A 21,070-nucleotide genomic window follows, 5' to 3' on the forward strand; every position below is an offset into this window, starting at 1 on the left:
AGCGGCCATGAGCCGCGGAAGGGGCTTATTTGTCACGCCCCGTTCGCACCACATGGCCGAAAGGTCAGACGACGCCGGATGCTCCTAGGAGCACCCCCACCCCGTAGGTCGCCGCGAGTGCCAGCGCTCCGCCGATGACGACTCGCAGCGTGGCCCGCAGCCGTGAGCTGCCGCCGATCGTTGCCGACAGCGTGCCGGTGACCGCGAGAGCCATGAGAACGGCGACGAAGGTAACGGGGATGCGCCAGTCCGCTGGGGGAAGCAGGATGGCGAGCATTGGCAGGATTGCCCCGATGGTGAAAGCCGCCGCCGACGCTGCCGCCGCATGCCAGGGGCTCACGACATCGTCTTGATCGATGTTGAGTTCGATCGAGAGGTGCGCCGCTAGGGCGTCGTGCTCGGTGAGCTCAATGGCCACCTGGGTAGCGGTGCTCTCGCTCAGGCCCTTGGCCCGGTACAGGGCGGTGAGTTCGTCGAGCTCCTCGGCGGGCATGTCGCGCAGTTCGGCGCGCTCCTTCGCGATGAGGGCCTTCTCGCTGTCGCTCTGGCTGCTGACTGACACATACTCCCCGAGCGCCATCGAGATCGCGCCGCCGACCAGGCCCGCCACGCCCGCGGTGAGGATGGGACCAGTCGAGCTCGTGGCTCCGGCGACGCCCACGACGATCGCCGCCACCGAGACGATGCCGTCGTTGGCCCCCAGTACGCCGGCGCGCAGCCAGTTGAGGCGCTGCGCGATGCCTCCCCGGTGGGGTTCGTCGGCGTGCAGCGCGGGTGCGGTGTATCCATCGGTCGACATGCGCTCACTCAAGCACCGATGTCCCGGCACTTCAACGTTGGTGAGGCTAAGCGACCCGGGGAATTTCGGCTAAGAATTCTGGAAGAATTCGGGACGATTGTAGGGAGGGTAGAAGACACTCACCCGAATCGAGAACACGATGACTCTCAGAACGGCACCCACCGTCCCTGTGCGGACCCGCCGCATGGTCGACCCGGTCGACCGTACCCGGCGCATCCGGGGCCGACGTCGGAGGCGCACGGCCGACGCGATGATCGCCCTCGTCTGGGCATCGGTCGCCGCCGCCATGACCTTGTGGCTCGCCTACGGCGGTCTGAACACCGTCAGCGGCCTCGCTACCGCACTGACCGCCGCGGGCATCGTGACCGGCCTGGTCGGCACTGACCTCATCCTGGTGATGCTCGTGCTCGCCGCTCGCATCCCGGCGGTCGACCGGGTGGTCGGGCAGGACACGGCGATGGCGTTCCATCGGCAGCTCGGTAAGCCCGCGCTGTATCTGATCCTTGCCCACGGTGCGCTGCTCACCGTCGGCTACGCGATGGCCGACGGGTCGAACGTCGTCACCGAGACCATCAGCCTGTTCCAGGGCCCAGATATGGCGCTCGCCTACCTCGGGCTGGGCCTGCTCATCGCCGTCGTGGTCACCTCGGTCGTCGCGGTGCGGCGGCGCTTCGCATACGAGGCCTGGCACCTCATCCACCTGCTGAGCTACGCGGCCGTGCTCGTGGCGCTGCCGCATCAGCTGAGCGCAGGCGGTGTGCTCGCCGACGGCACCGTGCAGCGGGTCTACTGGATTGCGCTGTACGTGCTCGCCTTCGGCGCCATTGCCGTGTTCCGTTTCGCGGTGCCCGCGCTGCGCAGCGCCCGACATGGTATCCGGGTCGCTGGCGTCGAGCAGGTCGCCCCCGGGGTCGTCTCGATCCACCTCGCCGGGCGGGACCTCGACCGCCTGCAGACCGCGGGCGGGCAGTACGCGATCTGGCGGTTCTGGACCGGCGCCACCTGGTGGCATGCCCATCCGATCTCCTTCTCGGCGGTTCCTACGGCGTCGTCGGCGCGCCTGACGGTGCGCGACCTCGGCACCGGCAGTGCGGCGATCTCTCGTGTGCGCCCCGGCGCCCGGGTGTCGATCGAGGGCCCCTACGGCGTGTTCACCGAGGCGCACCGGGTGGCCCCGAAGCTGGCCGTGGTCGCGGCGGGTATCGGCATCACGCCGATCCGCTCGATGCTCGAGCACTCGACGCTACGCCCCGGCGAGGCCACCGTGCTGCTGCGCGGCAGCGATCCCTCGCAGAGCTACCTGTGGGACGAGGTCGGCGCCCTCCGCAGCATGCGCGGCAATGCGGTCTTCTCGATGATGGGCCCGCGACCGCAGGGGCTCGCCACCTGGATGTCGGTCGAGGCACTTGCCCACGGTGTCACGATCGGCACGGTTTTCCCCGATCTGCTGAACTCCGATCTCTACGTGTGCGGGCCGCAGTCGTGGATCGATCTGGTGATCCGCGACGCCCGGGCGGCCGGTCTGCCCGAGGACCAGATCCACGTCGAGAGGTTCGACTGGTGAGGGCGCGCGCACTGGCCCTCAGCATCTTGTCGTCGGCGGCCGTGCTGACCGTGGGATGGCAGCTCGGCACGCAGGGCCAGACCCCGACTGTTCCGGATGCGACAGCCACCACCACGACCACGGCTCCCAACGGCGGGTCGATGTCCTCCGCAGCGGCCGCCCCGGCGCCCACTCCGACCGCCGCCGGCAGCAGCGCGAGTGCCACAGCCCCGGCGTCGGACAGCGCTTCGGGCACATTCACCGGTACCTCCGTGCAGACCCGCTTCGGCCCGGTGCAGGTGCAGATCACCGTCGCGAACGGCAGCATCACCGATGTCACCGCGCTGCAGCTCACCGACAAGGATCAGCGCTCGGTGTCGATCAGCAACCGGGCCGCGCCGGTACTGCGCCAAGAGGTTCTGGCGGCGCAGTCGGCGAACGTGCAGGGCGTCTCGGGTGCCACCTACACCAGCGACGGGTACCTCAGCTCGCTCCAGTCGGCGCTCGACCAGGCCGGGCTCTGACCATGGGCGTGCACGTGTTCGACACCATGGGCACCATGGTGAGTCTGCGCTTCGCCGGCTCCACCGCCCCCGCATCCGTTCTCGACGAGGTCGAAGAGGCGTTCCGAGTCTTCGACGAGCGGTTCAGTTTGTATCGGCCCGACTCCGAGATCAGCAGGATGGCTCGCGGGGAGCTGCCGCTGACCCGGGCTAGTGCGGAGCTTCGCGAGGCCTATGCCGACGCCTTCGACTGGTCACGGAGCACCGGCGGCACCTTCACACCCCACCGCCCCGACGGCGTGATCGACCTCTCGGGCACCGTCAAGGCCAAGGCGATGGAGGCGGCGGCGCGGGTGCTCGAGTCGTCCGGCGAAACCGACTGGATGCTCGTGGCCGGCGGGGACATCCTCACCCGGGGCGATCTCGGCGGCCCGCCGTGGCGCGCCGGCATCGTCGACCCGGACGACCGGGGCGCGCTGCTCTGCGCTGTCGAGCTCGTCGGCCGACACACTGCCCTGGCCACCTCGGGCACCGCCGAGCGGGGCGAGCACATCTGGCGCACCGGTGACCCCCGTTCGCCGCAACGCTACCGCCAGGTGACCGTGCTGGCCGACGACATCGTCACCGCGGATGTACTCGCCACCGCCCTCGTCGCGGGCGGGCCCGACCGCTGCCCGGAGTTGATCGACCGCTTCGACATCGAGGCGATCACCGTCGACTACGCGGGGCACCTCACCGCGACACCAGGGCTGCAGAGCGCCCGGGGGCTCACGCCGATATGAGCCTCGCCGCCCCCTGTTTTCCCTATACTTCGAGCATGTCGCAGCGCGCACGCATTCTGCTCGTCGAAGACGACGCGCGCCTGGCACAGATGCTCGAGCAGCTGCTCGCAGCCGAGGGCTACGACACCGTGCTCGCCCGAGACGGCCAACGTGCCCTGCACGAAGGCCTGACGCACGAGTTCGACGCCCTCGTGCTCGACCGGGGGCTGCCGGTGTTGGAGGGGCTGGACGTGCTGTCCCGTCTCCGGGGCCGCGGCATCCTGACCCCAGCCCTCGTGCTCTCGGCGCTCGGCAACCCGGCCGACCGCGTAGAGGGCCTCGATCGGGGCGCGGAGGACTACCTCGCCAAACCCTTCGACATCGACGAGCTGCTCGCCCGCATCCGCGCCCTACTCCGCCGACACAGCAGCACAGTGCCGGTGCTGGCACTAGTGAGCGGGTCGCTCGATACGGCGAGTCGTACCGTGACGACGGGAGAGGGCGAGAACGTGACCCTCTCCGAGCGCGAGTCGCAGCTGCTCGAACGGCTCGCCCGCCGGCCGAATCAGGTGTTCGAACGGAACGGCCTGCTCGCCAGCGTTTTCCCCGATGCCGACGACCCCGGCGTGGTCGACACCTACGTGCACTACCTGCGAAAGAAGCTCGGCCGCGACAGCGTCAAGACGGTTCGCGGTATCGGGTACCGGCTCGGACCGCTGCCGTGAGAGCGCTGCGCACGGGCGACGACCTGAGAGGCGCGTCGCTGCGGCTCACCGCACAATTCACCGCCCTCCTGTTATTCATCCTGGCGATCGTCGGCACGCTCGTCTATCTGATCGTCAGCACGAGCGTGACCGAATCGAACCAGCGGGCACTTGTCGCGGCCACCCGGCTCGACTCGCCCCAGGATGCGCCGAGCGGCACCTACCTCTCCCTGGTCGACGGGCGCACCGGCGACCAACTCATCTCCTCCGACGACCTACCCGAGGGATTGCTCGACACCACGGCCCTCCAGTCGGTAGCGGCCGGCGGCGCGGACGTGCAGGAGCAGCGCACCGTGGACGGGCGCGACTACCTCCTCCTCACCACCTCCGCCACCGGGGACCGCAGCCACGACCGATTCGTGCAGGTCGCGCTCGACCTGCACGAGAGCTCCGAAGAACTGGGCAGGCTCGCGACCGCGCTGATCGCCGGCGGACTCGTCGCGGCCGTGCTCGCCTTCGCCACCGCCTACCTGATGGCCCGCCGCGCCATCCGCCCCCTGGCCGAGGCGCTCGCCCTACAGCGCCGCTTCGTCGCCGACGCCAGCCACGAACTCCGCACACCACTGACCCTGCTGAGCACCCGGGCGCAAATTCTGAAACGCCGAGGCGGCAATGACCTCCCCGCAGACGTCACCACCTCCGTCGATGAAATCGTCACCGATACCCGGACGCTCACCGAGATCCTCGAAGACCTCCTGATCGCCGCCGACCCGCGAACCGTGGTCGAGCCGACCCCGGTTGACCTCAGGGCTGTCGCGGACAATGCGGTCGGGCTTCTCCGTGACGACGCAGGTCGGCGCGGCATCTCCCTCGCCCGCGCGGGCGACCCGGAACCGATCATCATCCCCGGGTCGCGTGCCGCTCTGCTGCGCCTGGTGATCGCCCTGTCGACCAACGCGCTCGACCACGCCCGCACCGCGGTGACGGTCACCGTCTCGGCGTCGAACGGGAACGCAATCGTACGCGTGACGGACGACGGTCCGGGATTCTCACCCGAGGTCGCGTCCACAGCCTTCGACCGCTTCGTCAGCAGCCGGAACGTCGACAGCACCACACGCCACTACGGACTCGGATTGGCAATAGTCGCGGAAATCGTCCAGCGCCACCGCGGTACCGTCACTATCGAACAACCGACCACCGGCGCATCCGTAACGTGCATATTCCCGCTCGCACCGGCAAAGCTGCACTCCGCTATCCGGCAAGGAGAGTAAATCTGTTCAGACCTCCAGGACCGAAATCGGACCCGAGAACGCATACGGCCGGCATGACGGCCGACCATATTTCGCGCGGCTAAAGCGCAAAACCACCGGGGGCGACCGCCAGCCGACGAACCAGCCGCAGTCTGTCTGAGGCCAGGCGAAGCGCTTCAACGAGCGTGATCGACTCGCCCTGCCGACGAGTGAGCCATGCAACAATGCCAATCAATTCAAGCCACAGCAGCGGGATGCCGTCGGCTGCAGTGAGGGCTCTCGACCCCAGGTTCGGGAGTGTATGCGAGATCCCGTGCCTGATGTCATGCACGATCGTTTCGGCGGCTGAGATCGGCATATCAGCGACAGCTACCGTTGCGGCGCCCTGGAGTCGGTGGCCGACCTATCGCAGCTGCAGTGAAGGCACGGCGAGAACCCCCGGGGTGTGTTCGATCGCGTGCCGCGCTCGCTCGACGAGCTCGGGTTCGATGCCATCCATGAGGCGGCGCCCGATGCTGCGAACGGTTCCCCAGAGGAGCACGATGATGGCGGCTGAGATGAGCAGTCCGACGATGGGGTCGGCGAGCGGGAATCCGAGCATCACGCCGAATCCGCCGAGGACGACGGCGAGCGAGGTGAAGCCGTCGATGCGCGCGTGCACGCCGTCTGCGACGAGTGCGGCGGAACCGATCCTCTGGCCGACCCGGATTCGATAGATGGCGACGATTTCGTTGCCGATGAAGCCGATGAAGCCCGCGGCGATAACCCACCCTAGGTTGTGGAGAGGTTGCGGGTTGAAAAAGCGTTCGATCGATTGATAGGCGGCGACGACCGCTGACAACGCGACCACGGCGATGATGAACAGGCCTGAAAGGTCCTCCGCCCTTCCAAACCCGTAGGTGTAGTGCTTGGTCGCGGCGCGTCGGCCAAGCACGAACGCGACCCACAACGGGACCGCGGTCAGTGCGTCAGAGAAGTTATGGATGGTATCTGCGAGCAAGGCGACCGACCCACTGATGATGACGACGACGAACTGCAGAATCGTCGTTCCAAGCAGAACGAACAGACTTATCTTGAGCGCCCGCACGCCCTGAGTGCTGGCCTCGAGGGCATCGTCGATGGAGTCGGCGGCATCGTGGCTATGGGGCACGAACAGGCCGTAGAGAAAACCCTTGATGCCGGTCGGATGTGAATGCCCGTGGTCGTGATCGTGGGTGTGCGCGTGGCCGGGAGACTCGTGGTGTTCGTGCTGGGTCGGCTCGTCGTGTCCGTGGTGAGTGTGGGGCGTGCTCACCTCACGGGCTCGGTTCGCGTGTGGTGGTGCCGCGGTGTTCCACCGAGGGAGTGCTCGGCCTGGAATATCGCGTCCGAGACGAGCTGACTCGCGTGTTCGTTCTCCAACCGGTAGAACACACGCGTCCCTTCTTGCCGGGTCGCTACGAATCGTCCCAGCCGCAACTTGGCGAGGTGCTGCGAGACCGCGGCAGGCGACTTGTCGACAAAGACAGCAAGGTCATTCACGGAGCGCTCCCCCTCTCGAAGAGCGAGAATCAGACGCACCCGGGTCGCATCAGCGAGCATCGAAAAGACTTCCACCGCAAGTTCGACGAACTGGCTGCCAGGGTCGCGGCCACAAATCACACTATCTGCATGCATACGCAGATTATTGCACTTACCGGTCTCGAATGCGTAGGCAGGGCAATCGTTTGGGTGAGGCCGCCGCAGCGGATATGCACAACGTCGCGGCGACCTCGAACCCGACTCAACTACGGAAGTTCGGAGTGCTACTTCTGCATGCGGGCGATTAGCCATGGCCGCCTGAGGGTCGAGAAGTGTTCGGAAATCCTTGATAGCGCCAAATAGCGATCACAGAACGCCGCCACAAAGCGACAACAACCACACACGGGAAAAGTCTCGCAACTATGTATCGCAACTCCGCAGCTAGAATGGTGTACTCAACGTTGGTTGCGAGACACTCGGGGCGGTCATGGGCAAGCTCATTGGATATGCGCGGGTCTCCACGCGCCGACAGGACGCCGACCGGCAGGTCGAGGACCTGCTGAAGGCCGGGGTCCGGCGCGATGATCTCTACGTCGATCACGGGGTGTCCGGTGCCCGGGTCTCCCGGCCGAAGTTCGACAAGGCGGTGACCGCCCTGCAGGAGGGGGACACCCTGGTGATCACCACCCTGGACCGGTTGGGTCGGTCTACGCAGAACATGCTGGCCTTCGCCGAGATGCTCCGGGACCGGGGTGCAGGGTTGCGGGTGTTGAACCTGGGCGGGGGAGACGTCGACACCCACACGCCCATGGGTTCCATGGTGTTCACGGTGATGGCCGCCCTGGCCCAGATGGAGCTGGAGATCAAACGCGAACGCATCACCGACTCCGTCACCAAGCGCCGGGCCGCCGGCCAAGACCTCGGCGGACGACGTCAGACGTTCACCGACTCCCAGATCCGCAGCGCCGCTCACCTGATCGAGTCCGGCCAGCCGGCCGCGCAGGTCGCCCGAGATCTGGGCATGTCCCGGGCCACCCTCTACCGGCGCATTGCCGCGTTGCCTTCCGCATCCTGAGGAAAAGCGAGACGTCACATTGCCGATTAAACCGGCAATCCTGACGGCGCGGAAGCAAAGCGCTGCGCTTCCCCCGATACGCTCAGTCCATCTGGATACGAAGAGAGGAACGAGTGGCATGGGGAATCCCGCCTGGGGTGCTGGGTATTACAAGGGTCTGGACGTCGGACGTGGACAAGGAACCGGGATCGGACTCGCTGTGGGCGTCGCCCTCACGGGAGGCGTCTGGGCGGCCGACTGGTTCAGGAAGCGCCGCGATGCCAAGCAGCAGGAAGAGAACGGCGGGGAAAATGGAGGCGACCAGGTCACAGGCCCGCATGGACGATAAGTCGAAGCTCGTCAAGCTCATCAAACGAACGTTTTCTGTGCCACCGCATCCCTGCCGCGCCAGCTACCTCACCGCTGAACTCCGTGACGGTCGCTTTTGAATATCCGTGCCATCGACTCTTGAAATCGACACGCAGTGCACTTCACTTCTGACAGTTTGTGCAGTCGACTTCTGAACTGCGTGCTGCCCACTTCTGAACTCACGGCCGCAGCAGATCCGCCTCACATTCGAAGCACAGACGGCCCGGCCATCATTTAGTCACTTGCGGAGAGAACATTTCTGCCAGCCCAAGTCAGCGCGAGAATAGAAAGTGTGCCATCGCCAAGTCTGTCGCATGATCGAGCGGCTCTTATGTCGTGGCTTCAATGAGAGGAATGCATCTTGAACAGGTACCCAAGTGGATCGCAATGGCGTAAGTGGGATCTGCACGTCCACGCTCCGGGGACCAAGCTCAGTGATGGTTACGAAAAGAAGGGCGGCGTGCCCGATCTGGAGCGGTTTTGCAAGGTCATTCATGACTCCGATGTGGCTGTGGCCGCCATCACGGATTACTTCTCCCTAGATGGCTACTTCGCTGTCAAGGAGAAGTACACCGAGCTGTATCCCGAAGACGACACCTTGTTGCTGCCCAACCTTGAACTGCGGCTACCAGTTTCCGTGAACAAGGCAGGCCAGGAGATCAACTTGCATCTGATCTTCCGGCCTACGCTGACCCCCACCGAAGCAACGAGATTCTTGGATCGTTTAAACACAGAGGGGACTACTGGGCATAACCGGACGAGGGTTCCCTGCGCTGATCTCGAGAGCAAAGAAGATTTCGAGAGCGCGACTGTTTCCATTGCGGCCATCGACGAGGCCATAAAGGGGACATTCGGGGACCACGCTGTGGTCCCGTCTGCTCGCCAGGAACATCTACTCGTGGTGGTGTCAGCCAAGGGAGACGGCATACGCCCCCCAAAGAGGAGCGGTGTCCAGCGGAAGTACCTGCTGACCGATGAAATCGACAAGTTCTCCGACGCAGTCTTTGCCAACTCTGGTTCCCGCAACCACTTCCTTAATGTGCACCGGCTTGAGACTGACGAGCCAATCGCCCCGAAGCCTGTCTTCGACGGATGCGACGCCCACAGCTTTGCGGACCTGTGTGGGGGGCTCGGCAAGCATGTGACCGATCAGGGGCGTCAACGGAACATCACTTGGATTAAAGCTGATCCCACTTACGCGGGACTTCTTCAAACCCTGGCTGAGCCGACCGACCGTGTAACGATGCAGGCCACGGTGCCCGACCATAAAGAGCCGTACAAAGTCATCTCGAAGGTCAAATTCTCAGGGACCGATGATTTCCCGGCCGAGGTGAGCCTGAACAAGAACCTCAACGCCATCATTGGAAGCCGTTCCTCGGGAAAGTCGTCCCTGCTCGCGTATATTGCCCACGCCGTCGACCCTAAAGAAACCGTCCGTCTCCAGGTCGAGGCCCATGGTCTCAGCGACGCCAGGGAAGCTGGACCGGCCGCGGGCCATACGTGGGACGCCGTCTCCGATGTGAACTGTGAAGTGGAGTGGGAGTCGGGTGAAAGCACGCAGGGGAAGGTGATCTACATTCCCCAGAATTCCCTGTACAGACTCAGTGAACAGCCTGGAGAGATTACCAACAAGATCGCTCCCGCGCTTTTCCGCCTCTACCCGTCTCTGAAGACCGCATACGGCAGTGCGACGAGCAAGGTTGGAGCGGCGAACACAAAGATTAAGAGGGCCATTGACGAATGGTTCGACCTTGCCGACCGAGTGGAGGCGCTATCTCAAGAGATCAAGGATCTGGGGGACCAGGCAGCGATTACCGACGAGCGGGATCGCCTTCAAACTGAGATCGATCGTATCCAGGCTGCAGCGTCACTGACAGATCAAGAAGTCGATGAATATCAGGCCGTCGCTGCACGACTTGATGGCAAGGAAACACGCCTCAGAGAGTCTGATCTAGAGCTGGGACAGCTGTCCTCCTACGTCTCTCTCGCCGAGGGGGCAACCGCTGCCGCGATCCTGCCTGAGACAGTTCAGGCAACGGTCACGGTGCATCCCTCGGCTGCCGAGGTTCCCGAGTCTGTTTTCAGGCGCATTGAGCAACTCAAGAGCGGTGCGGTGAAGGACCTTGTCGCAAAGATTGAGTCGGACCTGATTGCGGCCGCCACCGCGCTCGATGCTGAACGAACCGCACTCCGCGCAGATCTCGCAGCGATCAAGCGTGACAACGCAGCTCTGATCGCCAAACACGAAGCCAACGAAGAATTCTCCAGCGTGGTAGCCGATCACAAGAGGCAGGTATCCAAGCTTGATGAGATCGCCAAGGGGCAGCAATCTCTCGACAAGCTGATCGAAGAGCAGGATGCCGCCGCAACCAAGGTTGAGACCGGTATCACCGAGCGTGGGCAAGCACTCTCCATACTGGTCAACGCGTTCAACGCCAAGGAACGATCGCTACCGACGCTCAAGTTCGGTATTGAGATCGACGTACCGACTGAGTTGGTGGACTATGCCACGACCGGGTTCAACCTGCGCAGCACCAACGCCTACATCAAGAACAAGGGTGACTTGGTGTCATACGAAGACGCTCAGTCTGATCCGAAAGCATTCCTCCATGACGTTCGGGATGGCAAGGTCAAGCTGAACAAGAAGTATGAGCCGAGTGTGGTTGCAGCCGACGTTCTGACAGTGACCAAAGAGGTTCGTTTCTCCGCTGAGTTGGATGCGGACCGGATCGGCGGCTTCAAGAAGTCTTCCATGACACCTGGGAAGCAGGCTCTGTTCGCTCTAACGCTAATTCTGAATGAGTCGCAAGAACCTTGGCCGCTCCTCATTGATCAGCCGGAAGACGATCTCGACAGCCGTTCCATTTATGACACTATCGTGCCGTATTTGGTCGAGCGTAAGAAAGAGCGCCAAATCATCATGGTTAGCCATAACGCAAACCTGGTGATTGGCGCTGACTCCGAGCAGGTCATCGTTGCCAACCGGCACGGGGACGACAGGAAGAACAAAGACTCTCGTATCTTCGATTACTTCACCGGCGCCCTGGAGCATTCGGGGCCGCTCAATGAGTCAAGCGCGACAGCGCTGGGCCGCTGTGGCGTTCGAGAGCATGCCTGCGAGATTCTCGATGGCGGGGAAGAAGCTTTCCAGAAGCGCCGCAATAAATACAACATTTAAGGGACGCCGTACAAGAAGCAAGGGCACTCGCGCGTACTCGATCTCCATGGGCATGCTGTGTCACAAGCCAGCTTTGCACGGACGGGATGGGATGTCGTTGTGGGCTTAGTTCTGGGACGGAAATACATGGCGTGTCGTGGTCTTCGGTGGGAGCCGTGGGGAGTGTCCCAGTTCCAAGGAAGTGGGACACCTCTTCCATATGTCCAACCCGATCTAAGACCTGGCCTCACGAAGGTGTCCAATGGTCGATTCAGGACCCAATCTGACAGCAGATTCCCGTCCACGTCGGAGGCGTGCAAGAGGGTATACCCGCTTTGACACTCGGCGATTCGCGACTGCGACTGAAACGATCAGGCCTCCTCCCGAAAATAGGTCGCTCGCCCAGTTGATGCGACAGTACGGGCCGACACCTGTTTGCTGGGACACGAGAGGGACGGAAACCGGTAAGCCTCCGTGGGCTTCGCTTCTCGATCTAACGATCGCTTGCCGGGGAGACGTCTCTTGACGAGGGTTGGCCCCAAGCGATGAAACTTGGGGCCGGCGCTAGGTACCCGTGGAGGGGTACGGCCGAACCGATACCGGCGTGGCGTAAACTCGGGATCGTTCAATCGAAAGGATGCCCCCATGGCTGGACTCCAGGGATGGCAGCTCGTCATCATCATCGCGATCGCGCTCCTACTGTTCGCCGCTCCCAAGCTTCCCGCAATGGCCCGGAACCTCGGCCAGTCGATGCGGATCTTCAAGTCGGAGGTCAAGCAGATGAAGAACGACGGCTCCGCTCCGGAATCACCGCACGCCAAGGAATCCAAGGGGACCGCTGACTCCGAGCCCGTCGAGGGCCGGATCGTCGATGGTGGGCCCGAGGGCACCCGCGACGGTCGGACGACCGTCACCAACGACCAGCCGTAACCAGGTGGTCACCGCCTCCATGACTGACGAACCGCAGGCGCCCCGGCCCAAGCGGACCAAGATCACCAGGACTCCCAAGGCCGCACGCAAGGGCAACCCCGCCGGGGAGATGGCCCTCAAGGACCACCTGAAGGAACTGCGCAACCGGCTGATCATCGCCGGCATCGGCCTGACGCTGGGCGCCGTCGTCGGGTTCCTGGTCTACCAGCCCTTCTTCTCCGCCCTGGTCGAACCGGTACAGCGTCTCTCCGACGCGGGCCGCCTTGTCACGATCTCTTTCACGGCCGTCGGCCAGCCCTTCGACATCATGCTGCAGGTCTCCCTCTTCGTGGGAGTCGTGATTTCCAGCCCCATCTGGCTCTACCAGATCTGGGCCTTCGTGGTCCCCGGTCTGAAGAAGAAGGAGAAGCGCTACGCGGTGGGCTTCATCGCCGCCGCCGTGCCGCTGTTCCTGCTGGGCGTGGGCCTGGGCTGGCTCGTGTTGCCCGAGGCGGTCCAGTTCTTCGTGGGCCTGACCCCCGAGGGGCCGGCCAATGTGATTGCGGCCGACGTCTACATCCCGTTCGTGCTCCGGCTCTTCCTGGCCTTCGGCGTGGCCCTGGTCCTACCCGTGGTCCTGGTGGGACTGAACATGATCGGGGTCCTGTCCGGCCGGCAGATCATCAAGCACTGGCGGATCACCGTCTTCCTGATCGCCCTGATCGCGGCCCTGGCCGCCCCCGGCTCGGACGCGGTCACCATGTTCTACCTGGCCGCCCCCCTCGTGCTCCTCTTCGGCGTGGCGATCGCCATCTGCCTCGTCAACGACCGCCGCCGGGCCAAGCGCCGGGTCAAGGCCGAGCAGGAGACCGAGGACTACCTGCAGTCGGGGCCGAAACCCCTCGACGAGCTCTAGCCCCAGCCACACCGGGCCGGCCCGGGCAAGTCCGGTGCGGCCATGTCCTAGGCTGGCACCATGGCACCTTCCGCGGATGACACCACCGGCCGCCCGAGCCCCGCGGAGCGCTACGCCGCCACCCTGGACTTCGGCCTCGACCCCTTCCAGACCGAGTCCTGCTGCCAGCTCCAGGCCGAACACGATCACTGACGCGGTGGCGGCGGCCCTGGGCAACGTGGACGAGAAGGTGAATGAGGTGGTCACCGCGGGTGCTCAACGCCACCGAGGCGGACGTCGCCCTGCCGCTGCAGCTGAGCATGCCGGGCGAGGCGGTCGAGGCCTCCGACGGCCATGTTCTGGTTAACGGCACCCTGGGCCAGCTGGCCGGGACTGCCGAGGGCCGACTGGACATCAGCCTGGACATCGACCTGTTGGGCCTGCCCCTTGACGAACGAAGCTACATGTCTGTTCGCCACGGCGCCGGTTGCGTCCTTCCGACCGGCTGGCCTGCAGGTTCGAGCGGTTCCTGCCTTAAATGGACTCACGCTGCCTAGGGCCGTGGAGAGCGGCCCGCGGCCCCGAGCGGCTCTGGGGCGGAACACCCGTCCGCGCCGCAGGCCCTCCGGTAGGCTGAGCACTTGTGACCTTCGGTATCAACGGCGCTGAGCTGATCATCCTGGCCCTGCTGGCCGTGCTGATTCTCGGACCGGAGAAGCTCCCGGACTACACTCGGAAACTCATGGAGTGGATCCGCAATCTGCGACGCATGGCCGAAGGCGCGAAGTCACAGTTCAAGGAGGAGACGGGGACCGACTTCGACGAGATCGACTGGAAACGGTACGACCCTCGCCAGTACGATCCCCGCCGCATCATCAAGGATGCCCTGGCCGATCCCGTCGAAACCGGATCCCGGAACGCGGCCGAGTCCGGTTTCTCCATCCCGGGCACTTCCGGAACCTCGAACGCCTCGGGCCAGAGGGCAGGTTCGTCCCAGGACTCGGTGCGCGGCGGGGCGTGGACCCCACCGGAGATTCAGAAAGGATACCGCTGAGTCACTGCGGGGTCTTGCTCCAACAGCCACACCCTCGGGTGATGCTCACAGGCGTGGTAACCCACATTCAACACGGAGGTCTTTCCTCATTCAGCTCGCCACGCTGTCGCCAGTCTCCATGATCAGCGGAGCTCATTGCGACGTGCTGTCAAAATGCATGGCTATCTCGTCACTGGTGGTCACCCAGACATCTGGCTGGTCCGCTATGAACTCGAGGGCCTGGTCCAGGTACTTTTGCCTGAACGGCTGGTTGATGATGAAAGGGTGGAGCGCCAAGGACATCACCCTCCCGCTCTCATTTGAATCCGCGCTCAATTGCTCGTACTGATCCTTCACGATGCGCACGAAGTCCGGTCCGTTGAGGTTCCTGTTGGCGAAAAGAGTGACGTCATTGACCTCGATCGAATAGGGAACGCTCATCATTCCTTCGATCTTGAGGTAGAAGGGTTGGTCATCGGCGCACCAGTCAAGGACGTAGCTTAAGCCGAGTTCCGAAAGTATCTGGGGCGTGTTGTCTGTTTCCGTCAGGGCGGGCCCTAGCCAGCCCTTGGGCCGAGATCCCGTATGCGAGTCGATGGTCCGGACGACGTCTTCGAGGTAGTCGACTTCTTCCTCTCGCGACATGCCCGTCTGGAAGGTCGAGTTGTCCCGGCCATGGGCAATCCAAACCCAGTCCCGGTCTAGACCCGCCCGGATGACCTGCGGGTAGTTTCTGCACACATCCGCGTTTACCAGGGCACTAGGCCGGATCCCGTGCCTGTCGAGCGATTCGATCATCCGCCAGATCCCGACTCGCAGCCCGTAATCGCGCCACCCATAGTTGAGGGGATCGGGGTGCAGTCCCGCCGTACCTCCGAAGATTGACGTCGAAGGTTTATCGACCTGGTAATGCTCCAGGTTCAAGCCCAGATAAAAGGCTACCTTTTTGCCGCCCGGCCAGTGCAGTGGGGCTCGATCGACGATAGGGCTGTAATCGTAGAGCTTGTTATCCATCGGATACACCATCCCTTGGCTATAAGAACAAGAATTCTTCGGCAGTGAGGCTGCGTGGCCATCGCATTTGGGAACTGAGGTGCCTGCATCGCGCCCTTAGGCAAGCTTAAACGTATCTGCACAGCAGAGGAAGTCTCTGGACAACAGTTTTGTGACGTGGTTCACTGGGCGAGCACGCACCGCACACGATAAGGGAGAACCCTATGAAGACCGTCTCTGGCCCATTGGGACGTCGAGGATTTTTGAAACTGTCCGCCGCGACCGGAGGGGTCATCGCCCTGGGATTCACGGCAGGGTGCGGGCAAAGCGGTGCCAATGGCAACGGTAATGGGGGCTATTCCGGGGACGTGGCAATCACCGGCCTCGCCAGCCTCATTCACTCGGCGCCGTTCTTCATCGCTCAGTCGGAGGGCTATTACGAAGAAGAGGGACTGATACTGGAAAACATTCAGTTCCCGGGCGGACTGGATACGGTGCGCGGCATCGATTCAGGCATCGGGTTCGGCACCTCCTCGACCCTGCCCGTCTTCATCGCGGCAGAAAGTGGCATGGATGTCCGGATCTTCGGCAATGTCTACACCGCTGCTTCCGTCGACTTCATCGCTCTTCCGGATTCTCCGATCAACACGATCGAGGATGTGAGAGGCAAAACGATCGCCGTCAGCACCCCGGGGTCGAACTCCACATACTTTGCCGAGCGAACGCTGCGCGAAGCAGGGCTGATGCCGGGCACGGACGTTCAACTGGTCAGCGTCGGTTCCGCTGCCGATTCCTGGACCCAGGTTTCCCAGGGAGTTGTCGACGTCGCGTGGACAGCGTCCCCCTTGTCCGAGCAGATCGCCAGCGACGCCGGCGGGAAGGTCATCTGGCGCTCGCGCGATTACGTCACCGACTGGTCTGACACCTGCCTGGTGGCCACCGGAGCATTCATCGATGAAAACGCCGAGGCGCTTCGAGGTTGGGGCAGAGCCCTGCAGCGAGCGATGGACATGATCTCCAATGACGTGGAGGCGGCCGCGGAAGTGTACGCCGTGGCCATCGATTACGAACCTGAAGTCGCGCTCGAGGCACTCAAGAATTCGCAAAATTTCTTCAGTCTCGACTTTACCGACGCTCAGCTGGCAGCCGTTGTCGAGGCTGGTAAAGAACAGGGTCAGTTGACCGAGGATCCGGACATGGACGCAATCGTTATGAGGAATTTCCTGACATGAGCCCACTCGCCACACCCCCTTCGACCGAGCGGCAGCACGAGGTCACATTCGACAACATCGGCATGACTTTCCAGACCACGACAGGTGCCACCCAGGCTGTCGCGAATGTGACAGGGTCCATTCCGGAGCACAAGTTCGTCTCCGTGATTGGCCCCAGTGGATGCGGCAAGAGCACTCTTCTGGACATGGTGGGAGGTCTTCTCAAACCGACTCAGGGGTCCGTCACCATTGACGGTGAACAGGTCACCGGTCCGCGACGCGATACCGCGATGGTGTTCCAGGAGGACTCGACCCTGCACTGGCGCAGCGTGCTGGACAATATTGCCTTCGGGCTCGAGGTGAAAGGCATGTCGAAGTCCGAGCGCTATGACAAGGCCCGCGCCATGCTTGAACTCGTCGGACTGCGTCAGTTCGAGGACCACCGTCCTGGACAGCTGTCCGGAGGCATGAAACAACGAGTGGCCATCGCCCGCGCACTGGCCATGGAGCCGCGCGTTTTGCTGATGGATGAGCCCTTCGGTGCACTCGACCAGCAGACTCGGCAGTTCGTTGGTCGGGAGCTGCTCAATATCTGGGAGAAGACGCGCAATCGTGTCCTGTTCATCACCCACGACATCCAGGAGGCGGTCTATCTATCCGATGAGGTGTGGGTCATGTCCGCCAGGCCGTCGGTGGTAAAGGAGGTCGTCAAAGTCGACCTGCCCCGACCGCGGCCCGAGGGAACGCACGCGCTACCGCGGTTCCGTGAGCTCCAGGATCACCTGTGGGAACTGGTCAAGGTGGAAGCAGAAAAGACGCTCGGAGCAGGAGCGCAGCTGGCGTGACGACCGTAAACGAGGCGTCACTGCAACTCCGGGCGGTTCCGCTGTGGCGACGCCCACGACTCGTCCGATGGACGATCATCATCGGCTTCGTCGCCGTACTCGAAGGAGTGACCAGGGCCGGGCTCATCGATCGAAGCCTCATGGTCCCGCCCTCGGAGATCCTCGCCCGACTGATCTCGATTGTTCCGACCGGTGAGTTCGCCGGGGACGCGGGTCGAACACTGACGACTATCCTGTTGGCGTTCGCCATTGGACTCGTCGGAGGATTCCCGCTCGGCGTACTCCTGTGGCGCATGCCCGCGGTAGGGCGTGTCCTAGAGCCCTTCCTGGTGACTGGATATGCGATGCCGACGCTTCTTTTCTATCCGGTGCTGCTGGCGATCATGGGTCTGAACTCGGGCCCCATCATCGTCATCGCAGCGACCATGTCGTTGATTCCCATCGCGCTCACGACCATGGTCGCTTTGGGGGCCATCAAGCCGATCCTGCACAAGCTAGCGAAATCGGTGAATGCCTCCCCTTCGCAGTACTACCTGAAGGTGCTGCTCCCCGCTGCTACTCCTCTCGTTTTTCCCGGAGTGAAGCTCGGTTTCATCTATGCCGTGATCGGCACGATTGCCATGGAGTTCATCCTCGCTGCGCAGGGCATCGGATTCCGCGCCGGGTTCCACTATCGCGAGCTGGATACCGGGGACATGTGGGCGTACATCACCGTCGTGATCGTGCTGAGTGTGATCGTGAGTGGCATCCTCACGTGGATCGAGAAGCGGATCAGGAAGGACATGCTATGAGTACGGGACTGATGACCTCCCCAACCCCTATTGCCGCTCCTCCCTCCCCGTCCAAGAGGACCACAACCATCAAGGACAACCTGTGGCGGATTGCCGTGGTCGTCGGACTGATCGGCGTCTGGTGGGTGCTGGCCATTGCCTCGGACTTGGTATCGACTCCGTCGGAATCCTTTGCCGCCCTCGCTGAGCTGTTCGCCGACGGCTCCATCTACCGCCACCTGAATGCCACGCTGCAGGCAGTGGCCATCGGTTTCCTCGTCGCGGCGGCCATCGGTTTCCCGCTCGGCTACATGATCGGACGGAGCAAGTTCCTGGGTGCCGTGTTCGATCCCATCGTGGCGGGTGCTTTCGCCATTCCGCGCATCGTATTCTTCCCGGTCCTTCTCCAAATCTTCGGGGTTGGAGTGGGCGCACAGTCAGCGATGGCCGCCTTGGCGGCAGTGTTCCCGATCATGGTCTCCACGACTGCTGGCGTTCGCGCCATCAACCCACTACTGCCGAAGTTGGCCCGGTCGCTGAGCCTGAGCCGACTGCAGACGGTAACCAAAATCTATGTGCCTGCGATGGCGCCGTCCCTGATGGTGGGAATCCGTATCGGCTTCAGCATCGCCTTCATCAACGTCATCATCGCCGAGTTCTTCGCTGCTCGAGCTGGTCTCGGTCTCCTGGCCCTGCGGGCCTACGGCCGGCTGGATCTGCCGTCCATGTACGGAATCATCGTGCTCCTCGCAGCCATTGCGCTGGTCGGCAATATGGTCCTCTGGGCCGTCGAACGCAAACTCGGCGATAAGGCCTGAACCGACATACACGACATCCAGACTGTTCGAGCAAGAAGGAAGAAGAGAACCATGTCCACCAGCATCGCCGTCGAAGAGTACAACCGCCTCCGCACCGAGTTTAAAGACAAAGGACTGGGCGGCCGGATCGGCTTCGGGAAACGGCCGGCACTGGTGGCCGTCGACCTGATCCGCGGCTTCACCGATACCAGATCACCCCTTGCCGGCGACCTGGACACCCAAGTACAGGCGACCCAACGGTTGCTGACACTGGCCCGTGACGCTGAGATCCCCGTTATTTTCTCGACGGTCGCCTATGACTCGGACCTTCAGGAAGCGGGCAAATGGATCCAGAAGATTCCCTCCAACAGCTGGCTCGTTGAGGGCAGCGAGTGGGTGGAGCTGGACGAGCGGATGGAGCGTCGCGAGAACGAGATGTTATTGGTGAAGAAGTACGCATCCTGCTTCTTCGGCACCGACCTGGCGGCTCGGCTGATCTCCCGAGGCGTGGACACGGTGATCCTTGTCGGATGCACCACGAGCGGTTGCATCCGCGCCACCGCCGTGGACGCATGCTCCTATGGATTCAATACCATCGTCGTAGAGGAAGGCGTCGGAGACAGGGCCGAGTTGCCCCACCTCGCCAACCTCTTCGACATCGACAACAAGTACGGCGACGTCGTGAGTCTGGAGGATGCAAGCACCTACCTCCAACATGTCCGTCGGTAGAAACCGGGCGGGCGGGCTCTTCGGACGCAAGTCCGCCCGCCCGCGCTCCGGACGAGCCGTGGGGATTTCCGCTGAAACGGGCCACCGCCCTGGGAAAACCTATGGCATCCGTCGGCAGTGACAGGGCGCTTAGCGCGCTGACGGTCATCCTGTTCGGTTTCGCACTGGGCACCCTATCCGTGGTCGTCCCCTTGCTGGGTGTACATGCAGGTTACTCAAACAGCGAAATCGGCTTGTTGGTAGCCATCGCAGCTGTCGCGCAACTCGTCACACGCCTCTTTATGGGCACCTTGATGCGCAAAATTCCGGACAAGTCGTTCCTCGTGGGTTCCGGAGTGATGATCGCCGTTTCATGCACCCTACTGGCGTTGTCCCCCGTGTTCATGGTGTTTGTGCTCTCCCAGCTTTTTCAGGGATCGGCCCGCGCGTTCTTTTGGACCAGCAGCCAGACCCACGCTGTCCGTACGTCCACCTCAGCAGTCAGCGGGCTGCGGGATGTCAACCTGGCGGCAGGTGCCGGTGCCCTTCTTGGCCCGGCGACGGCCGGATACCTGTGGGGTTTCTCCGTGCAGTTACCGCTCGTCGTGGCGGCCGCTGCAGGATTCATGGCATTGATCCCTGCTGCCTTGTTGGTCAAGCTCCCCCCGTTCGCCACCAAACCTCCCTACCGCGCGAGCGGGGGGATCCGACTCTGGCGGAGACCTGGTGTCAATACAGCTTGCTGGATGAACGCGGCAGCCGGGGGCTGGAAGAGCGTTCTGGACTCCTATGTGCCGGTTGCTTTGGCCTTGGCTGGCCAATCGGCCGCCGCCATCGGCGTCCTCCTGTCCATTGCCAATGCCAATATTATCGTCGGCAGCACTCTCGGCGGATGGGTGCACGATAAAGGTATTAGGGCGTCCCTGATTATGGGAGTTCTTGGGACCGGTCTCGGTTTGGCCGCCGTAGGACCGTTCGCCACCCTGGTTGCCCCGGTGGCCGTCGCGCTGGCCGTCTCCGGCATCGGCGCCGGCATCCTGCAAACCGTCGGCCCGGCCATTGCAGCCGAGGAGGTTGATCCAGAAGAACGCGGTGACAGCCTCGCGTTGACAGGGACCTTCCGTGCCGCTGCCCTCTTCCTGTCACCAATGGGCATGGCAGGACTGGTCGCCCTGATCCCGGTATCTACCGCTCTTCTGGCAGCGGGGTTGCTCATCACCACGCCTGCCGCTCTCGCTTTGAAGTCGGACAGGGATGGCAGCTAATTGG

21 protein-coding genes and 1 pseudogene are annotated in these 21,070 nt (G+C 63.2%); 18 read left to right on the plus strand and 4 right to left on the minus strand.

The features are described from left to right. Positions 1-64: 64 nt before the first annotated feature. Positions 65-799, minus strand: a complete 735-nt coding sequence (locus RE421_RS16150; RefSeq protein WP_044657637.1) for a VIT family protein — start codon at positions 797-799, stop codon at positions 65-67. Positions 800-1,049: 250 nt separating this feature from the next. Between RE421_RS16150 and RE421_RS16155 the strand changes: the two genes are divergently transcribed. From RE421_RS16155 to RE421_RS16175, 5 genes are read left to right on the plus strand one after another with little or no spacing between them, the layout of a single operon-like run. Next, positions 1,050-2,363, plus strand: a complete 1,314-nt coding sequence (locus RE421_RS16155; RefSeq protein WP_097780745.1) for a ferric reductase-like transmembrane domain-containing protein — start codon at positions 1,050-1,052, stop codon at positions 2,361-2,363. Next, a complete protein-coding gene (locus RE421_RS16160) occupies positions 2,360-2,866 on the plus strand; it encodes an FMN-binding protein (RefSeq protein ID WP_055345761.1) in 507 nt (168 codons plus the stop codon). The genes RE421_RS16155 and RE421_RS16160 overlap by 4 nt, the downstream gene beginning before the upstream one ends. Before the next feature lie 2 nt (positions 2,867-2,868). Next, the gene (locus RE421_RS16165) at positions 2,869-3,627 is read left to right on the plus strand and encodes an FAD:protein FMN transferase (RefSeq protein WP_019289541.1); all 759 of its coding nucleotides are present in this window, start codon (positions 2,869-2,871) and stop codon (positions 3,625-3,627) included. 35 nt (positions 3,628-3,662) lie between these two features. Next, positions 3,663-4,331 (plus strand): response regulator transcription factor, encoded by a 669-nt coding sequence (locus tag RE421_RS16170; protein WP_019289542.1) that lies wholly within the window; start codon positions 3,663-3,665, stop codon positions 4,329-4,331. After that, the gene (locus tag RE421_RS16175) at positions 4,328-5,581 is read left to right on the plus strand and encodes a cell wall metabolism sensor histidine kinase WalK (protein ID WP_019289543.1); all 1,254 of its coding nucleotides are present in this window, start codon (positions 4,328-4,330) and stop codon (positions 5,579-5,581) included. The genes RE421_RS16170 and RE421_RS16175 overlap by 4 nt, the downstream gene beginning before the upstream one ends. Positions 5,582-5,828: 247 nt before the next feature. On the opposite strand, the pseudogene RE421_RS16180 reads toward RE421_RS16175, so the two are convergent. Both RE421_RS16180 and RE421_RS16185 read right to left on the minus strand, forming a co-directional pair. Then, a pseudogene (locus RE421_RS16180) lies at positions 5,829-6,737 on the minus strand (cation diffusion facilitator family transporter); the annotation flags it as partial. A 113-nt stretch (positions 6,738-6,850) separates the two neighbouring features. Then, entirely contained in the window at positions 6,851-7,216 is a 366-nt protein-coding gene (locus tag RE421_RS16185; RefSeq protein WP_055345763.1) for a metalloregulator ArsR/SmtB family transcription factor, read from the minus strand. Positions 7,217-7,547: 331 nt separating this feature from the next. Here RE421_RS16185 and RE421_RS16190 point away from each other — a divergent pair, with 331 nt between their 5' ends. The 7 genes from RE421_RS16190 (at position 7,548) to RE421_RS16220 (ending at position 14,498) form a co-directional block, all read left to right on the plus strand. Continuing rightward, on the plus strand, positions 7,548-8,135 hold the full coding sequence (locus RE421_RS16190) for a recombinase family protein (protein ID WP_309817559.1): 588 nt from the start codon (positions 7,548-7,550) through the stop codon (positions 8,133-8,135). A 709-nt stretch (positions 8,136-8,844) separates the two neighbouring features. Continuing rightward, a complete protein-coding gene (locus tag RE421_RS16195) occupies positions 8,845-11,661 on the plus strand; it encodes a TrlF family AAA-like ATPase (RefSeq protein WP_396134667.1) in 2,817 nt (938 codons plus the stop codon). Positions 11,662-12,285: 624 nt separating this feature from the next. Next, positions 12,286-12,570, plus strand: coding sequence for a Sec-independent protein translocase subunit TatA (gene tatA, locus RE421_RS16200; RefSeq protein WP_309817565.1), 285 nt, complete (start codon positions 12,286-12,288; stop codon positions 12,568-12,570). 109 nt (positions 12,571-12,679) lie between these two features. Then, complete coding sequence (gene tatC / locus RE421_RS16205; RefSeq protein ID WP_309817862.1) at positions 12,680-13,465, plus strand: twin-arginine translocase subunit TatC; 786 nt, start codon at positions 12,680-12,682, stop codon at positions 13,463-13,465. Positions 13,466-13,525: 60 nt separating this feature from the next. Beyond that, the gene (locus RE421_RS16210) at positions 13,526-13,657 is read left to right on the plus strand and encodes a hypothetical protein (RefSeq protein ID WP_309817567.1); all 132 of its coding nucleotides are present in this window, start codon (positions 13,526-13,528) and stop codon (positions 13,655-13,657) included. A gap of 59 nt (positions 13,658-13,716) precedes the next feature. Beyond that, positions 13,717-14,001: a hypothetical protein gene (locus RE421_RS16215; RefSeq protein ID WP_309817571.1), complete on the plus strand. Its 285-nt coding sequence runs from the start codon at positions 13,717-13,719 to the stop codon at positions 13,999-14,001. A gap of 86 nt (positions 14,002-14,087) precedes the next feature. Continuing rightward, positions 14,088-14,498 (plus strand): Sec-independent protein translocase TatB, encoded by a 411-nt coding sequence (locus RE421_RS16220; RefSeq protein WP_309817573.1) that lies wholly within the window; start codon positions 14,088-14,090, stop codon positions 14,496-14,498. A gap of 132 nt (positions 14,499-14,630) precedes the next feature. Here RE421_RS16220 and RE421_RS16225 read toward each other — a convergent pair whose 3' ends face one another. Then, on the minus strand, positions 14,631-15,491 hold the full coding sequence (locus tag RE421_RS16225) for a polysaccharide deacetylase family protein (protein ID WP_309817576.1): 861 nt from the start codon (positions 15,489-15,491) through the stop codon (positions 14,631-14,633). 203 nt (positions 15,492-15,694) lie between these two features. Here RE421_RS16225 and RE421_RS16230 point away from each other — a divergent pair, with 203 nt between their 5' ends. The 6 genes from RE421_RS16230 (at position 15,695) to RE421_RS16255 (ending at position 21,066) form a co-directional block, all read left to right on the plus strand. Continuing rightward, the gene (locus RE421_RS16230) at positions 15,695-16,702 is read left to right on the plus strand and encodes an ABC transporter substrate-binding protein (protein ID WP_309817580.1); all 1,008 of its coding nucleotides are present in this window, start codon (positions 15,695-15,697) and stop codon (positions 16,700-16,702) included. Then, positions 16,699-17,526, plus strand: coding sequence for an ABC transporter ATP-binding protein (locus tag RE421_RS16235; RefSeq protein ID WP_309817582.1), 828 nt, complete (start codon positions 16,699-16,701; stop codon positions 17,524-17,526). Before RE421_RS16230 ends, RE421_RS16235 begins: the two co-directional genes overlap by 4 nt. Beyond that, a complete protein-coding gene (locus RE421_RS16240; protein ID WP_309817585.1) occupies positions 17,523-18,317 on the plus strand; it encodes an ABC transporter permease in 795 nt (264 codons plus the stop codon). Before RE421_RS16235 ends, RE421_RS16240 begins: the two co-directional genes overlap by 4 nt. Beyond that, the gene (locus RE421_RS16245; RefSeq protein ID WP_309817589.1) at positions 18,314-19,114 is read left to right on the plus strand and encodes an ABC transporter permease; all 801 of its coding nucleotides are present in this window, start codon (positions 18,314-18,316) and stop codon (positions 19,112-19,114) included. The genes RE421_RS16240 and RE421_RS16245 overlap by 4 nt, the downstream gene beginning before the upstream one ends. Before the next feature lie 51 nt (positions 19,115-19,165). Further along, complete coding sequence (locus tag RE421_RS16250) at positions 19,166-19,822, plus strand: N-carbamoylsarcosine amidohydrolase (protein ID WP_309817594.1); 657 nt, start codon at positions 19,166-19,168, stop codon at positions 19,820-19,822. Between the two features lie 101 nt (positions 19,823-19,923). Next, positions 19,924-21,066, plus strand: a complete 1,143-nt coding sequence (locus RE421_RS16255) for an MFS transporter (RefSeq protein WP_309817597.1) — start codon at positions 19,924-19,926, stop codon at positions 21,064-21,066. Positions 21,067-21,070 lie beyond the last annotated feature (4 nt).

Origin of the sequence: Citricoccus sp. I39-566 (genome assembly GCF_031432995.1) — a bacterium.
Taxonomy (GTDB): domain Bacteria; phylum Actinomycetota; class Actinomycetes; order Actinomycetales; family Micrococcaceae; genus Citricoccus; species Citricoccus nitrophenolicus_A.

Coding starts and splice junctions, on each gene's coding strand:
- RE421_RS16150 (WP_044657637.1), bottom strand. CDS start 799: ATGTCGACCGATGGATACACCGCACCCGCGCTGCACGCCGACGAACCC.
- RE421_RS16155 (WP_097780745.1), top strand. CDS start 1,050: ATGATCGCCCTCGTCTGGGCATCGGTCGCCGCCGCCATGACCTTGTGG.
- RE421_RS16165 (WP_019289541.1), top strand. CDS start 2,869: ATGGGCGTGCACGTGTTCGACACCATGGGCACCATGGTGAGTCTGCGC.
- RE421_RS16170 (WP_019289542.1), top strand. CDS start 3,663: ATGTCGCAGCGCGCACGCATTCTGCTCGTCGAAGACGACGCGCGCCTG.
- RE421_RS16185 (WP_055345763.1), bottom strand. CDS start 7,216: ATGCATGCAGATAGTGTGATTTGTGGCCGCGACCCTGGCAGCCAGTTC.
- RE421_RS16190 (WP_309817559.1), top strand. CDS start 7,548: ATGGGCAAGCTCATTGGATATGCGCGGGTCTCCACGCGCCGACAGGAC.
- tatA (WP_309817565.1), top strand. CDS start 12,286: ATGGCTGGACTCCAGGGATGGCAGCTCGTCATCATCATCGCGATCGCG.
- tatC (WP_309817862.1), top strand. CDS start 12,680: ATGGCCCTCAAGGACCACCTGAAGGAACTGCGCAACCGGCTGATCATC.
- RE421_RS16210 (WP_309817567.1), top strand. CDS start 13,526: ATGGCACCTTCCGCGGATGACACCACCGGCCGCCCGAGCCCCGCGGAG.
- RE421_RS16225 (WP_309817576.1), bottom strand. CDS start 15,491: ATGGATAACAAGCTCTACGATTACAGCCCTATCGTCGATCGAGCCCCA.
- RE421_RS16230 (WP_309817580.1), top strand. CDS start 15,695: ATGAAGACCGTCTCTGGCCCATTGGGACGTCGAGGATTTTTGAAACTG.
- RE421_RS16235 (WP_309817582.1), top strand. CDS start 16,699: ATGAGCCCACTCGCCACACCCCCTTCGACCGAGCGGCAGCACGAGGTC.
- RE421_RS16245 (WP_309817589.1), top strand. CDS start 18,314: ATGAGTACGGGACTGATGACCTCCCCAACCCCTATTGCCGCTCCTCCC.
- RE421_RS16250 (WP_309817594.1), top strand. CDS start 19,166: ATGTCCACCAGCATCGCCGTCGAAGAGTACAACCGCCTCCGCACCGAG.
- RE421_RS16255 (WP_309817597.1), top strand. CDS start 19,924: ATGGCATCCGTCGGCAGTGACAGGGCGCTTAGCGCGCTGACGGTCATC.